This is a genomic window from Nocardioides agariphilus, assembly GCF_015352445.1.
GTDB lineage: Bacteria > Actinomycetota > Actinomycetes > Propionibacteriales > Nocardioidaceae > Nocardioides > Nocardioides agariphilus.
Genome location: NZ_JADKPO010000022.1, coordinates 43,560 through 57,587, shown reverse-complemented (window position 1 = coordinate 57,587; position 14,028 = coordinate 43,560). Strand labels below are relative to the sequence as shown.

The following is a 14,028-nucleotide window of genomic DNA, read 5'->3' as shown; positions in this document are numbered from 1 at the left end:
GCCTAGGCAACGGGCTGGGCAACAGGCTGGGCAACGGGTTGGCCGACCGCCTCGCGCATCGCGGACCGCGCGCGGTCGTAGGTCTCCAGGGTCTTGTCGGCTGTCAGCTCCCAGGAGAACCGGCGTGCCTGGCGGACCGCGCCGCGGGAGAGCCGCTGGCGCAGCGCCGGGTCCTCCACGATCCGAGCCAGCGCATCGGCCCAGTCAGCCGGTCGATGCGACTCCACGAGCAGGCCGCTTCGGCCGTCGGCCACGACCGTCGTCAGGCCCCCGACAGCGGCCGCGACGACGGGCGTGGCGCACGCCTGCGCCTCGACGGCGACCAGCCCGAACGACTCGTTGTAGGAAGGTACGGCGACCACGTCGGCAGCGGCGTACCACTCGGCGAGCTCGGTCTGGGCAACGGGAGGTACGAAACGCACCACGCCGTCCAGACCGAGCGCCGTCGCCAGCAGGGCCAGCGACTCGGGGTGCTCGAGGCCTGATCCGGATGGTCCGCCCACGACCGGCACGACCAGGCGCGAGCGCAGGTCGGGGTCACGCTCGAGCAGGACCGCGACCGCGCGGAGCAGCACGTCGGGCGCCTTCAGCGGCTGGATGCGGCCGGCGAACATCAGCACGGACGCCTCGACCGGGAGGCCGAGCCGACGCCGCGTCTGGACCTGGTCGCGAGGGCGGAACACGTCGAGGTCGACGCCGGGGTGGATCACCTCGACCCGCGAGGCGCACGCGTCGTAGAGGTTGATCAGCTGCTTGGCCTCGGTGTCGGTGTTGGCGATCAGCATGTCGGCGGCCTCGACGACCTGCTCCTCGCCGATGATGCGAGCCGTCGGCTCGGGTGTATCGCCTTCGGCGAGTGCGTCGTTCTTGACCTTGGCCATCGTGTGCATCGAGTGCACGAGGGGCACACCCCAGCGGTCGCGCGCCAGCGCCCCGACCTGACCGGAGAGCCAGTAGTGGGAGTGCACCGCCGAGTAGTGGCCGAGCGGCTGGGAGGCCTCGGCACGGAGTACCTCCCGGGCGAAGACGCACAGCTGTCCGGGGAGCTCGTCCTTGGTGAGTCCCTCGAAGGGCCCTGCGTGGATGTTGCGCACGAGGACGCCGGGCACGGCCTCCACGGTCGCCGGCAGGGCCGACGAGGTCGCCCTGGTGAAGATGTCGACCTCGATGCCCCGGGCGGCAAGACGCTTGGACAGCTCCATCACGTAGACGTTCATGCCACCCGCATCGCCCGTGCCGGGCTGGTCGAGAGGGGAGGTGTGCAGACTGATCATCGCCAGCCGATGGGGCCGTTCGAGTGCTCCCACGTGCGTGCCTTCCGGTCGGCGGAATCCTCCAGAGGGACCAACCGACGGATCCTGGGTCACATTCCCGCCGAGCGCGACTCCCCGCGAGCGAAGCGAGCGGGGAGCCGGGCGAGGCGTCGCACAGACCGGAGCGGAGCGACGGACTGTGCGAGCGCTTGAAGCGTGGTGAGGGGAGCTCTAGACCGACCAGTCACAGCGTGGCGCGCTGCGGGCCCGGTCGCGCCAGCTGGACGATCGCGAACACCGCGACCGCGACGCCGGCCAGGCCCCAGACGATGCCGTCGTCGTCGGCAGACGCCGCCGCGAACGACACCACCATCCAGAACAGCAGCGGCAGGGCGCAGGCCACGAACAGCCGGAGGGCGAGCAGCCCGCGCTTGACCAGCAACGTGCCGAGCTCGAGCAAGAACAGCGTCACGAGCGCGGCGCCGGCCCAGAACAGCGCCAACTCGACCGGGTCCTCGCCGCCGTCCCAGACGAAGGAGGTGACCACCCAGGCCACTCCCCCGAGGAGGCCGACCACCTGTGCTGCTCTCGTCACGGTTCGGGGCAACGACAGGCTCCTTCGCATCGATTCGTCCAAGCCCCCCGTGCTGACCGGTCAGTCTGCCCACGAAGGCGGCGCGGCACAATCTCGGGCATGGAACCACGCCCAGATGCGCGAGTAGCCCTCGTGACCGGAGCCAGTAGCGGGATCGGAGCAGCCACCGCGCGCCGCCTGGCGGCCGAGGGATTCGAGGTCCACCTCGCCGCCCGTCGTACGGATCGGATCGAGGCGCTCGCAGCACAGATCGGCGGCATCGCGACGGCGTGCGACGTCACCGACCGCGCCGACGCCGCCCGGCTCGCGGAGCGGGTCGGCCCGGTCCTCCACGTGCTGGTCAACAACGCCGGCGGTGCCTTCGGCGGCGAGAGCGTCGAGCGGGCCGATCCCGAGGACTGGGCGCGGATGTACGACGTGAACGTGCTGGGCACGCTGCACGTCACCCAGGCCATGCTCCCGGCACTGCGTGCCAGCGGCGAGGGCCTGGTGGTCAACATGGGGTCGACCGCGGGGCGCATCACCTACGAGGGCGGCGGTGGCTACACGGCGGCCAAGCACGCCCTCAAGGCGCTCACCGGCACCTTGCGGCTGGAGCTGTGCGGGGAGCCCATCCGGGTCACCGAGATCGCCCCGGGCATGGTCCGCACCGACGAGTTCGCCGTCACCCGCTTCCGCGGCGACCGGGAGAAGGCGGACGCGGTCTACGCCGGCGTCGCCGAGCCACTGACTGCCGAGGACATCGCTGACGTGGTCGGCTGGGTGGCCACCAGGCCGGCCCACGTGGACATCGACGAGATCGTGGTGCGCCCCGTTGCTCAAGCTGCCCAGCACAAGGTGCACCGCGTCACCTGAGACCGTCGGCTTCCGGCAGACTGCTCCGCATGCAGACCATCGGCCTCGTCGGGGGCATGAGCTGGGAGAGCAGCGCGGTGTACTACCGCGACCTCAACCTCGGAGTCCGGCAGCGACTCGGCGGCCTGTCGTCGCCGCGGCTGGTGCTGAGCACCGTCGACTTCGCCGAGCTGACCGACCTCGAGGAGGGCGAGCGGTGGGACCAGATCGGCGAGCTGCTCGCCGATGCGGGTCGCGGCGTCGAGCGCGCCGGTGCCGACTTCCTGCTGCTGTGCACCACCACGTTCCACAAGGTCGCCGACCAGGTCGAGGCAGCGGTCTCGATCCCCCTGCTGCACCTCGCCGACGTGGTCGCCGAGGCCTGCCTGGCGCAGGGCGCGACCAGCGTCGGGTTCATCGGCACCAGGGTCGCGATGGAGGACAGCTTCTTCGCGGAGCGGCTGGGCCGCCACGGGGTCACCGTGATCATGCCCGGGCCCCAGCACCACGATTGGCTCAACTCCGCGATCTACGACGAGCTCGTGCACGGCCGGGTCGTCGACGCCACCCGCCGCCGGGTGGTCGCACTGACCGAGGAGCTCTGGGACGCCGGCGCCCGGGCCATCCTGCTCGGCTGCACCGAGATCGAGCTGTTGGTCTCGCAGGCCGACATCGAGCTGCCCGCGATCCCGTGCACCACGCTCCACGTCAACGCGGCCCTGGATCGCGCCCTGGCCTGACCGTGCCCTAGGCCTCCAGCACGAGCACGGCCAGCCTGGACAGGTCCGGCGTGAGGTGCTGCTGAGGCACCTTGGCGCAGCGTCCGCAGAGGTTGAAGTCGTAGACGAACATGTCGGGGTGGGGGTCGCCGCCCGGCACGTCGGCCAGGTCGATGCGGTCGACCAGCTCGCGCACCTCGGGGACGCGCGCGTCGTGGGACCCGAGGTCAACGGTGCCCTCGGTGGTGCGGCCGGCGAACCCGCCCGTACGGCGGACGCTGACCAGCGACTCCTGGGGCACCGTCGGGGTCGGGGCCGCGCTGCTCGACCCGGATGCGGTTGTGACGCCCACGGTCTCCCAGGCCCGACCGACGACGTCGGCGTGGTCACCGGCAGCCGCGACACAGGCGGCGGCGAATCCCGCGAAGTCGGTGTCGGGACCGACATCGGGACCGGTGAGGGCGGCGTACCAGATAGCACCGGCGCCTTCCCAGGCGCGGCCGCCGATGGCCGAGGCCGAGAGGTGGAAGGCGCGGTTGGCGATGCCGGAGTTGAGGTGGACCCCGCCGTTGTCGTCGGTGGTCTCGACGTAGGCATCCATCGAGGCGCCCTGGGGGTCACGGCCGAGACGGGGGTCGTCGTAGGCGGTGCCGGGGTTGGCCATGTCGCGAAGGCCGCGGGCGCGGACGCCGGGGACGAACAGGCCGGCGCCGATCAGCCAGTCGGCCTCGTCGACGGTCTGGCCGAGGAGCCACTGCTTGAGGCAGCTGCCGAAGACGTCGCTCACCGACTCGTTGAGCGCACCTGACTGGCCGGAGTAGCGCAGGGCTGCCGAACGCTCGGTGACGGCGTGGGTGAGCTCGTGGCCGAGCACGTCGACCGGGCGGGTGAACCTGCCGAAGATCTCGCCGTCACCGTCGCCGAAGACCAGCTGAGCGCCGTCCCAGAAGGCGTTGTCGTAGTCGCGGCCGTAGTGGACGGTCAGTGAGACGGCAGCGCCCGCACCGTCGAAGGACGACCGGCCGAACACCTCGGCGAACAGCCGGAGCGCGCCTTCGATCCCGTCGGCGGCTTCGTCGACGGCGTCGTCGCCCGAGGCAGGCTCGCCCTTGGCACGCACCGGCCGTCCGGGCAGGGTCGTGGACCCGTCGGCCGTGTGCACGGTCCAGCCTGGAACGGCTACGAGCGTGCCGGAGGGTGCATTGGTTGGCCGCGACTGTGCAGCGCGCTGGCCACGCAGCTGCGCGTCGACCGACAGCGTCGCGCTGGCTCGGGCGGCGGCAGCGCCGACGCCGCCGGAGCGCGCGATCTGCTCGAGCAGGTAGGGGGGCACGAAGAGGCAGGTCATGCACCCTGCCTACATGTCACCGCCGACGGCCGCCAACCGGCGCACGCCCTCCTCGGGTACGAGCAGCCTCAAGCCCATCAGGTCGCGGACGGCAGCCGCCACCAGCTGCACCGACACCGGGTGCGGATCGGGTAGCTCGCGGATGGCTGCTGCGTGCAGGTCCTCGAGCGACGCGCCACCGGCTGCGGCCATCCAGACGACACGTCGAAGTCCGTCGAGGGCGAGGTCGTGGCCGCTGACGGCCAGCGGCCGGTCCTCGCCGTCGCCGACGCCGACGGCGACGTAGAGCTGGCCAGGACCGACGGGCACCTGCGTACGCCGGGCCACGAGCCCGGCCAGCACGGGCGCGGCGGCCTGGATCTCGCCGTACGTCAGCACCCACAGGCCGTCGACCTCGTCGACCAGGTCGGGCAGCGCCGTCTCTGCCCAGCTGCTCGGAGCCGACACGAGGGCGTCCTCGAGACGGCGTACGTCGTCGGGCCGCGCGACGCGGGTCAGCTCGGGAGCACCGCGGAGGTCCGGGTCGTGCTCGAGCATCACCACGGCGGCCAGGCGCAGACCCGCGTCGGGGCACGGGCGCATCCCGAGGGCGTCCGGACCGGCCAGGGTGGAGAACTCGGGGTCCTCGTGCTCGAAGCGAAGGGGCTCGGGGAAGGCCACGACCGCGAAGGACTCGTCGGCTGCGAGCAGCTCGTCGCTCACGTAGCCGAACCCTCGGCGGCTCAGCTCGGCGACGACGCTCGCCCGCTGGGCCGCGTCGGAAGAGACCAGCGCCACGACCGAGCCGTCAGGTGTGGAGACCGCTGCTGCCCTCAGGAGCAGCAGGCGGCCGGCTGCCGCCTCGAGCGCGACCGCGCGGACCTGGTCTGCCAGGTGCAGGCCGGCGTCCGGCGTCAACGGCCGGTCCGTCCGGGGCAGGATGATCGTGGTCTCCTCGCCGGTATCGCTCGCACCGGTCGTCCGGCAACGGGACCACAGGGCGTCGACCTGCGCGGTGGCCGGGTGCCCGCCAGCGTCGATGCGCACGCGGCGGCCGAGGACGTCGAGCACCACTGGTGAGTGCTGGCTGGAGGCGCGCGTCATGGCGACCACCCCGCCACGCCGCGCGGATAGCGGGCAGGCAGGGGTGTGTCCAGGCAGGCCGACGACGGTCGACGTCCCATCGAGACCCCCCCAGGTTCGACGTACGTGTGGGTACGCACTCGTGCCCGCCTACCCCCAGGCGAACGCACGAGGAGACTAACGACGGGCCAAGGTCCCCTCAAGGACGATGCGGCGGTGGACCATACCGCCGCTTAGACTCTGCGGGTTTGGCCTCCGCCCGCGCTTTCTCCCCTGTATGAGGAGCCCCTCTCTGATGTCCACGCTCCGTAGCGACCTGCGCAATGTCGCCATCGTCGCCCACGTCGATCATGGCAAGACCACGCTGGTCGACGCGATGCTCCACCAGGCCGGGGCGTTCTCAGCGCACCAGGAAGAGGCTGGTGTCGCCGACCGGATCATGGACTCCGGCGACCTCGAGCGCGAGAAGGGCATCACCATCCTCGCCAAGAACACCGCGGTGAAGTACGGCGACCTGACGATCAACATCATCGACACCCCCGGCCACGCCGACTTCGGTGGCGAGGTCGAGCGCGGTCTCTCGATGGTCGACGGGATCGTGCTGCTGGTCGACGCGTCCGAGGGTCCGCTTCCGCAGACCAGGTTCGTGCTCCGCAAGGCGCTCAACGCGGACCTCCCGGTCATCCTGGTCGTCAACAAGGTTGACCGTCCGGACGCCCGGATCAGCGAGGTGGTCGACGAGACCTACGAGCTGTTCTTGGACCTGCTCGACGAGCACCACGCCCAGGACGCGCTCGACTTCCCCGTCGTCTACGCCTCGGCGCGGGCGGGGCGGGCGTCGCTGGAGCAGCCCGCTGACGGCGGCATGCCCGACTCCCCCGACCTCGCGCCGCTGTTCCGCACGATCCTCGAGACGATCCCCGCTCCGACCTACACCGAGGGCGCGCCGCTGCAGGCCCACGTCACCAACCTCGACGCGTCGCCGTTCCTGGGCCGGCTGGCGCTGCTGCGGGTGCACGAGGGCGAGCTGCGCAAGGGCCAGACCGTCGCGTGGATGAAGCGCGACGGCTCCAAGCAGAACGTCCGCATCACCGAGCTGCTGGTGACCGACGGCCTCGAGCGCAAGCCCGGCACATCGGCCGGTCCCGGTGACATCGTCGCGGTCGCCGGCATCCCCGAGATCACCATCGGCGAGACGCTCGCCGACGCCGACATCCCGGTCGCCCTGCCGCTGATCCACGTCGACGAGCCGGCCATCTCGATGACCATCGGCACCAACACCTCACCCCTCGTCGGCCGCGGCGCCAAGGGGTCCAAGGTCACCGCACGGCTGGTCAAGGACCGGCTCGACGCCGAGCTGGTCGGCAACGTCTCCCTGCGGATCCTGCCGACCGACCGGCCCGATGCGTGGGAGGTGCAGGGCCGCGGCGAGCTCGCGCTGGCGATCCTGGTGGAGCAGATGCGCCGCGAGGGGTACGAGCTGACCGTCGGCAAGCCGCAGGTCGTCACCAAGACCGTCGACGGCAAGCTGCACGAGCCGATGGAGCGGCTCACCATCGACGCGCCGGAGGAGTACCTCGGCGCCATCACCGAGCTGCTGGCCGCCCGCAAGGGCCGGATGGAGCAGATGACCAACCACGGCACCGGCTGGGTCCGCATGGAGTTCATCGTGCCGGCCCGCGGGCTGATCGGGTTCCGCACCGACTTCCTCACCGAGACCCGCGGCACCGGCATCGCCCACCACATCAGCGAGGGGTACGAACCGTGGACCGGCGAGATCCGGTCTCGCGCCTCGGGCTCGCTGGTGGCCGACCGCTCCGGCTCCGCGACGGCGTACGCGATGACCAACCTCCAAGAGCGCGGCATCTTGTTCGTGGAGCCCGCGACGGAGGTCTACGAGGGGATGATCGTCGGCGAGAACTCCCGCGCCGACGACATGGACGTCAACATCACCAAGGAGAAGCAGCAGACCAACATCCGGTCCGCCACCTCCGACAACTTCGAGAAGCTCATCCCCCCGCGCAAGCTCTCGCTCGAACAGAGCCTGGAGTTCTGTCGCGAGGACGAGTGCGTCGAGGTGACCGCCGGCAGCATCCGCATCCGCAAGGTGGTGCTCGACCAGAACGAGCGCGCCAAGCTCGCCTCGAGGGCCCGCAAGAACTGACCGCGAGTCGGCGCAGTTCGCCCTCTCGCGCGCGTCCAGTCGGCGCAGTTCGCCCTCTCGCGTGCGTCCAGTCGGCGCAGTTCGCCCTGCCCAGCCGAGGGACGGTGATCCCCCACTGTCGGCGTACGGGGCCAACTGTGCCGACTCGCGCACGATGGCGGGGCCATCTGCGCCGACTCGGGGGCGTACGGCGGGCCAACTGCGCCGGCTCGAGGTGAAAGTGTGAGAGCGCTTCCACATTGATCGATCCAATTCTCCCGCGTCTCTTGACACTTTGTTGTGGCGCACGACATAGTCCTCCGCAACCGAGAGTGGAAGCGCTCTCACACCCACCAGGAGGCACTCGGTGAAGCGCAGCACCCGACGCCCGGCAAGTTCTCGAACCCCACGTGTGGCCTTGACCGCCGTCTCGGCGCTCGTCCTCTCCCTCGGACTGGCCGCATGTGGCGGCGACTCGGGCGACGGAGGCGACGGCGGCGACTCGGGCAACGCGGGCGACGGACCCGTCAAGATCACCATCGCGACGTTCAACGAGTTCGGCTACGAGGACCTCATCGACGAGTGGAACGCAGCCAACCCCGACATCCAGGTGACCCAGAAGAAGGTGGGCACCTGGGACGACGCCAAGGAGAACCTCTACACCAAGCTCGCCGCCGGCTCGGGCCTCTCGGACATCGAGGCGATCGAGGGTGACTCCATGCCCGCGATGCTGGCCGAGTCGGACGCCTTCGTCGACCTGACCGACCCCGCGCTCGACGGCCGCTGGCTCGACTTCAAGGCCAAGGCCGCGACCGACGCCGACGGTCACATGATCGGCTACGGCACCGACGCCGGGCCCGAGGGCATCTGCTACCGCGCCGACCTGTTCGAGAAGGCCGGGCTGCCGACCGACCGCGAGGAGGTCGCGGCACTGATGGGCACCTGGGACGACTACTTCGCCACCGGCGAGGAGTTCGTCAGCAAGGTGCCGGGCACGGCGTGGTACGACTCCACCGGAGGCACCGCGCAGGCGATGCTCAACCAGATCGCCAACCCCTTCGAGAAGTCCGACAACACCATCGACGTCGAGAACCCCGACCTTGAGTCGCTCTACGCCACGTTGACCGCCAACGTCGCCAAGGGTCTGTCGACCAAGCTCACCCAGTGGAGCGACGACTGGACCGCGTCGTTCCAGAAGGACGGCTTCGCCACGATGGCCTGCCCCGGCTGGATGCTCGGCGTGGTCGCCGGCAACGCCGACGGCGTCAAGGGCTGGGACTTCGCCAACGTCTTCCCGGGCGGCGGCGGCAACTGGGGCGGATCCTTCCTGGTCGTGCCGAAGCAGTCCGAGCACCCCGACGAGGCCAAGGAGTTCGCCGCGTGGATCACCGCGCCCGAGCAGCAGGTGAAGGCCTTCCAGGCGATCGGCGCGTTCCCCAGCCAGGTCGACGCCCTCGATGACCCCGCGGTCACCGAGATGACCAACGAGTTCTTCAACAACGCCCCCGTCGGCCAGATCCTCGGCGACCGCGCCGCCGCGATCACCGTGCAGCCGTACAAGGGCCCGAAGTACTCCGACATCCTCCAGGCCTTCCAGGCCGCGCTGATCCGCGTCGACGACGGGAGCAACACCCCCGATGAGTCCTGGGCGACGTTCCTCTCCGACGTCGACCAGCTCTCCTGACGGCACACGACACGGGACTGCCCTGTGCCTCAGGATGTCGAGGTGATGACCGGGGACGCCGCCCCAGACGAGGGCGCGGCGTCCCCGGTCGCCACTCCTCCGGAACCACCCGTCGTACGACGATCCGGCGCCCGCGCCGCGTCGCCGTGGCGGGAGCGGCTCAGCCGCTGGGACGTGCGGTACTCGCCGTACGTCTACATCTCGCCGTTCTTCCTGCTCTTCTTGGTGGTCGGGATGTTCCCGCTCGTCTACACGGCGGTCGTCTCGGTCTACGACTGGAGCCTGATCGGCGGCAAGGGCGAGTTCGTCGGCCTGCAGAACTACCGCGACGTGCTCGAGAACCCGTACTTCGTGAAGTCGGCGGTCAACACGGTCAGCATCTTCGTGCTCTCCTCGGGACCACAGATCCTGATCGCCCTCGCACTGGCCGGCCTGCTCGACAACGCGCTGCGCGGCGCAACGCTGTGGCGGATGGGCGTACTGCTCCCCTTCGTGGTGGCGCCGGTCGCGGTCGGCATCATCTTCGGCAGCCTGTTCGGCGACCGCTACGGCCTGATCAACGAGGCCCTCAACTGGGTCGGCCTGCCCAGCGTCAGCTGGCACACCGACCGGTTGGCCAGCCACCTCGCCATCGCCACGATGGTCAACTGGCGTTGGACGGGCTACAACGCGCTGATCCTGCTCGCCGCGATGCAGGCGGTGCCCCGAGACCTCTACGACGCCTCGGCCATCGACGGCGCCAGCAGGTTCAAGCAGTTCACCCGCATCACCGTGCCGAGCATCCGGCCGACGGTCATCTTCGTGGTCATCACCTCCACGATCGGCGGCCTGCAGATCTTCGCCGAGCCACGGATGTTCGACAGCACCCTTGCTCAGAACGGCGGTAGCGACCGGCAGTTCAGCACCATGACGATGCTGGTCTACGACTTCGGCTGGCACCTGCGCGACCTCGGCCGCGCCTCGGCCACGGCGTGGCTGCTGTTCCTGCTCATCATCGTGATCGCGCTGCTCAACTACGTGCTGTCGCGGCGCTTCGGGGCGCTGGCCCATCTCACGAGGAGACGGCGATGACTGCTCGATCCGTTGGCCGGCCCGGGTTCCTCGTCTACGGCCTGCTGACGGCGTTCATCGTCGGCTCGGCGCTGCCGCTGTACTGGTCGTTCCTGATCGGCTCCCACACCAAGGAGGTGATCACCCGCGACACCCCACCGATGCTGCCCGGTGGTCACTTCCTGGCGAACGCCCAACGGGTCTTCGACTCCGTGCCGTTCTGGAAGGCGCTCGGCAACAGCCTGATGGTCTCCTCGGTGGCGGCGACGTCGGTGGTCTTCTTCGGCACGCTCGCGGGCTACGCGTTCGCCAAGCTGCGCTTTCGCGGGAGCACCCCGCTGCTCGTCTTCGTCGTCGTCACGATGGCGGTGCCGACGCAGCTCGGTGTCGTGCCGCTGTTCATCGTGATGGCAAAGCTCGGCTGGACAGGCAGCGTGTGGGCCGCGATCGTGCCCACGATCGTCACGGCGTTCGGGGTGTTCTTCATGCGTCAGTACCTCATCGACGCCGTGCCCGACGAGCTCATCGAGGCCGCGCGCGTCGACGGGTGCAGCCAGTTCCGCACCTTCGTGACCGTCGCCCTGCCCGCGGCGCGTCCGGCGATGGCGATCCTGTGGCTGTTCACGTTCATGATGACCTGGACCGACTTCTTCTGGCCGCTCATCGTGCTGCCCGCAGAGAACCCCACGGTGCAGATCGCGCTCAACCAGCTGCAGAGCGGCTACTTCAAGGACTACGCCCTGGTGCTCGCCGGCACCACGCTGGCGACCATCCCGCTGCTCGTCCTGTTCGTCGCCACCGGCCGCCAGTTCGTGGCCGGCATCATGCAAGGAGCGGTCAAGGGATGACTCAGACCCAGCCGACGACCGCACTCACGGACGCGGTCGCGTTCCCCCCTGGCTTCGTGTGGGGCGCGGCGACGGCGGCCTACCAGATCGAGGGCGCCGCTGCCGAGGACGGCCGCCGGCCCTCCATCTGGGACACCTTCTCCCACACGCCCGGCATGGTCGCCAACGGCGACCACGGAGACGTGGCCTGCGACCACTACCACCGGATGCCAGAGGACGTCGCGCTGATGGCCGAGCTCGGCCTGGCGTCGTACCGGTTCTCGGTGTCGTGGGCTCGCGTGCGTCCCGACGGCGGTCCGGTCAACGCAGCCGGGCTCGCGTTCTACGACCGCCTGGTCGACGAGCTGCTCGGCCACGGCATCGCTCCCTGGTTGACGCTCTACCACTGGGACCTGCCGCAGGTCCTGGAGGACCGTGGGGGCTGGACCGTGCGCGACACGGCGTACCGGTTCGCGGACTACGCGGAGTCGGTGTACGACGTGCTCGGCGACCGCGTGCCCACGTGGACGACGCTCAACGAGCCGTGGTGCTCGGCGTTCCTGGGCTACACCTCGGGTGACCACGCCCCGGGTCGCCAGGAGGGTGCGATCGGCCTGGTGGCTGCCCACCACCTGCTGCTGGGTCACGGCCTGGCGCTCGACGCGTTGCGGGGACGCGACGACGTGAGGTGGGGGATCAGCCTCAACTGCACGGTTGCCGACCCCGTGAGCGACGAGGCTGTCCACCTCGATGCCGCGCGACGCATCGACGGCCTGCACAACCGCCTCTTCCTCGATGCGGTCCTGCGCGGCCACTACCCCGCCGACGTCATCGAGGACACCGCCCACCTGGGCTGGTACCACGCCGTTCACGACGGCGACCTCGCACTGATCAGCGCACCGATCGACGTACTGGGCCTGAACTACTACCACGGCGACGCGGTGTCGGGCTCGCCCACCAACCGGCAGGCGACCAACCATCACGGGCTCGAGGTCCCGCGTGGTGTCTCGCCGTTCCCCTCGGCCGAGCACGTGACCGTCGTCCCGCGCGACCTGCCCCGCACGGCCATGGACTGGGAGGTCCAGCCCGACGGGCTGCGTCGGCTGCTCGTGCGGGTCCACGACGACTACTCGCCCCCGCCCATCTACGTCACCGAGACCGGCGCGGCATACGTCGACCGGCTCGTCGACGGCCGCGTCGAGGACCCCGACCGACTCGCGTTCCTCGACTCCTACCTACGGGCCGTCCACGACGCCATCGCCCAGGGCGTCGACGTCGGCGGGGTGTTCGCGTGGTCGTTCCTCGACAACTTCGAGTGGGCCTACGGCTACGACAAGCGCTTCGGGCTCGTGCACGTCGACTACGAGACGCAACGGCGTACGCCGAAGTCCAGCGGTCTGTGGTACGCCCAGGTCGCCAGGACGAACGTGGTCTCGACGAGCCCGACCGACGGACCGCCGCTACCGTGACGGCCGTGAACAGCCAGCCGACGCTCGACGAGGTGGCCCGGGTGGCGGGCGTCTCGCGGGCCACGGCATCGCGCGCCATCAACGGCGGGTCGCGGGTCAGTGCATCGGCGCGGGCGGCGGTCGACGAGGCCGTGCGGACGTTGGGGTACGTGCCCAACCCGGCCGCGCGCTCACTGGTCACGCGGCGCACGGACTCGGTCGCGGTGATCGTGCCGGAGCCGGACGAGCGAGTGTTCAGCGACCCGTTCTTCGCCCGCACGTTGCGCGGCGTCGACCGGATGCTCGCTGCGGCGGACCTCCAGCTGGTGCTGCTGTTGGCGACCCGCGGAGCCGAGGGGGCGCGGACGATGCGCTACCTCTCGCACCGTCACGTGGACGGCGCCGTCGTCGCCTCCCACCACCGCAACGACGGCCTGGCCGACCACCTGTCGGCGATCGGTCTGCCCTGCGTGTTCGTCGGTCGGCCATGGAGCCCCGACCGGGTGACGTACGTCGACGTCGACAACGTGGCCGGCGGCCGTGAGGCCACCCGGGTGCTCATCGACCGGGGCTGCCAGCGGATCGGCACCATCGCCGGACCTGCCGACATGACCGCGGCCGTCGACCGTCTGCACGGCTGGCACGAGGCGATGCGCGCAGCCGACCTGCCGACCGATGCCGTCGCCATCGGCGACTTCACCGAAGCGGGAGGCGAGGAGGCCGCCCGTGAGCTGCTCGAGCGCCACCCCGACCTCGACGGCATCGCCGTCGCCTCCGACCTGATGGCCGCCGGCGCCCTGAAGGTACTGGCCGACAGCGGTCGCCGGGTACCCGACGACGTGGCCGTGGTCGGGTACGACGACCTCGGCGTCGCCGAGCGCACCTCACCCCTGCTCACGACCGTACGCCAGCCGATCGTGGAGATGGCCGAGCGCGCCACGCGACTGCTGCTCGAGCAGATGGACGGCTCCGCCCCACCCGGCGCGATGCGGGTCATCATCCCGCCCTCCGTCATCCGTCGCGACAGCGCCTGACACCGCCCCCCCCCTCCGCGAGACTGGCTAG

The 14,028-nt window shown here is 70.4% G+C and carries 12 protein-coding genes; 8 read left to right on the top strand and 4 right to left on the bottom strand.

Translation table 11 applies throughout. The features are described 5' to 3' along the window. Positions 1–2: 2 nt before the first annotated feature. Both mshA and ISU10_RS15835 read right to left on the bottom strand, forming a co-directional pair. On the bottom strand, positions 3–1,307 hold the full coding sequence (mshA, locus tag ISU10_RS15840) for a D-inositol-3-phosphate glycosyltransferase (protein ID WP_442417795.1): 1,305 nt from the start codon (positions 1,305–1,307) through the stop codon (positions 3–5). Positions 1,308–1,497: 190 nt separating this feature from the next. After that, a complete protein-coding gene (locus ISU10_RS15835) occupies positions 1,498–1,860 on the bottom strand; it encodes a hypothetical protein (protein ID WP_194697386.1) in 363 nt (120 codons plus the stop codon). Between the two features lie 87 nt (positions 1,861–1,947). On the opposite strand from ISU10_RS15835, the gene ISU10_RS15830 reads away from it, so the two are divergent. After that, positions 1,948–2,703 (top strand): SDR family NAD(P)-dependent oxidoreductase, encoded by a 756-nt coding sequence (locus tag ISU10_RS15830; RefSeq protein WP_194697385.1) that lies wholly within the window; start codon positions 1,948–1,950, stop codon positions 2,701–2,703. Positions 2,704–2,732: 29 nt separating this feature from the next. Further along, entirely contained in the window at positions 2,733–3,422 is a 690-nt protein-coding gene (locus ISU10_RS15825; RefSeq protein ID WP_194697384.1) for an aspartate/glutamate racemase family protein, read from the top strand. A 7-nt stretch (positions 3,423–3,429) separates the two neighbouring features. Here ISU10_RS15825 and ISU10_RS15820 read toward each other — a convergent pair whose 3' ends face one another. Both ISU10_RS15820 and ISU10_RS15815 read right to left on the bottom strand, forming a co-directional pair. Then, positions 3,430–4,749, bottom strand: coding sequence for a M4 family metallopeptidase (locus ISU10_RS15820; protein ID WP_194697383.1), 1,320 nt, complete (start codon positions 4,747–4,749; stop codon positions 3,430–3,432). 9 nt (positions 4,750–4,758) lie between these two features. Further along, positions 4,759–5,832, bottom strand: coding sequence for a hypothetical protein (locus ISU10_RS15815; protein WP_194697382.1), 1,074 nt, complete (start codon positions 5,830–5,832; stop codon positions 4,759–4,761). Positions 5,833–6,106: 274 nt separating this feature from the next. Between ISU10_RS15815 and typA the strand changes: the two genes are divergently transcribed. From typA to ISU10_RS15785, 6 genes are all read left to right on the top strand, one after another. Further along, entirely contained in the window at positions 6,107–7,975 is a 1,869-nt protein-coding gene (gene typA, locus ISU10_RS15810) for a translational GTPase TypA (RefSeq protein WP_194697381.1), read from the top strand. Positions 7,976–8,366: 391 nt separating this feature from the next. Beyond that, positions 8,367–9,638: an ABC transporter substrate-binding protein gene (locus ISU10_RS15805; protein WP_194697380.1), complete on the top strand. Its 1,272-nt coding sequence runs from the start codon at positions 8,367–8,369 to the stop codon at positions 9,636–9,638. A gap of 45 nt (positions 9,639–9,683) precedes the next feature. Continuing rightward, positions 9,684–10,709, top strand: a complete 1,026-nt coding sequence (locus ISU10_RS15800) for a carbohydrate ABC transporter permease (protein ID WP_194697379.1) — start codon at positions 9,684–9,686, stop codon at positions 10,707–10,709. Continuing rightward, positions 10,706–11,536, top strand: coding sequence for a carbohydrate ABC transporter permease (locus tag ISU10_RS15795; RefSeq protein ID WP_194697378.1), 831 nt, complete (start codon positions 10,706–10,708; stop codon positions 11,534–11,536). The genes ISU10_RS15800 and ISU10_RS15795 overlap by 4 nt, the downstream gene beginning before the upstream one ends. Next, positions 11,533–12,984, top strand: coding sequence for a GH1 family beta-glucosidase (locus ISU10_RS15790; RefSeq protein WP_194697377.1), 1,452 nt, complete (start codon positions 11,533–11,535; stop codon positions 12,982–12,984). The genes ISU10_RS15795 and ISU10_RS15790 overlap by 4 nt, the downstream gene beginning before the upstream one ends. A 5-nt stretch (positions 12,985–12,989) precedes the next feature. Beyond that, positions 12,990–13,997 carry a LacI family DNA-binding transcriptional regulator gene (locus ISU10_RS15785; protein WP_194697376.1) on the top strand — a complete coding sequence of 336 codons (1,008 nt, stop codon included), beginning with the start codon at positions 12,990–12,992 and terminating at the stop codon, positions 13,995–13,997. Positions 13,998–14,028 lie beyond the last annotated feature (31 nt).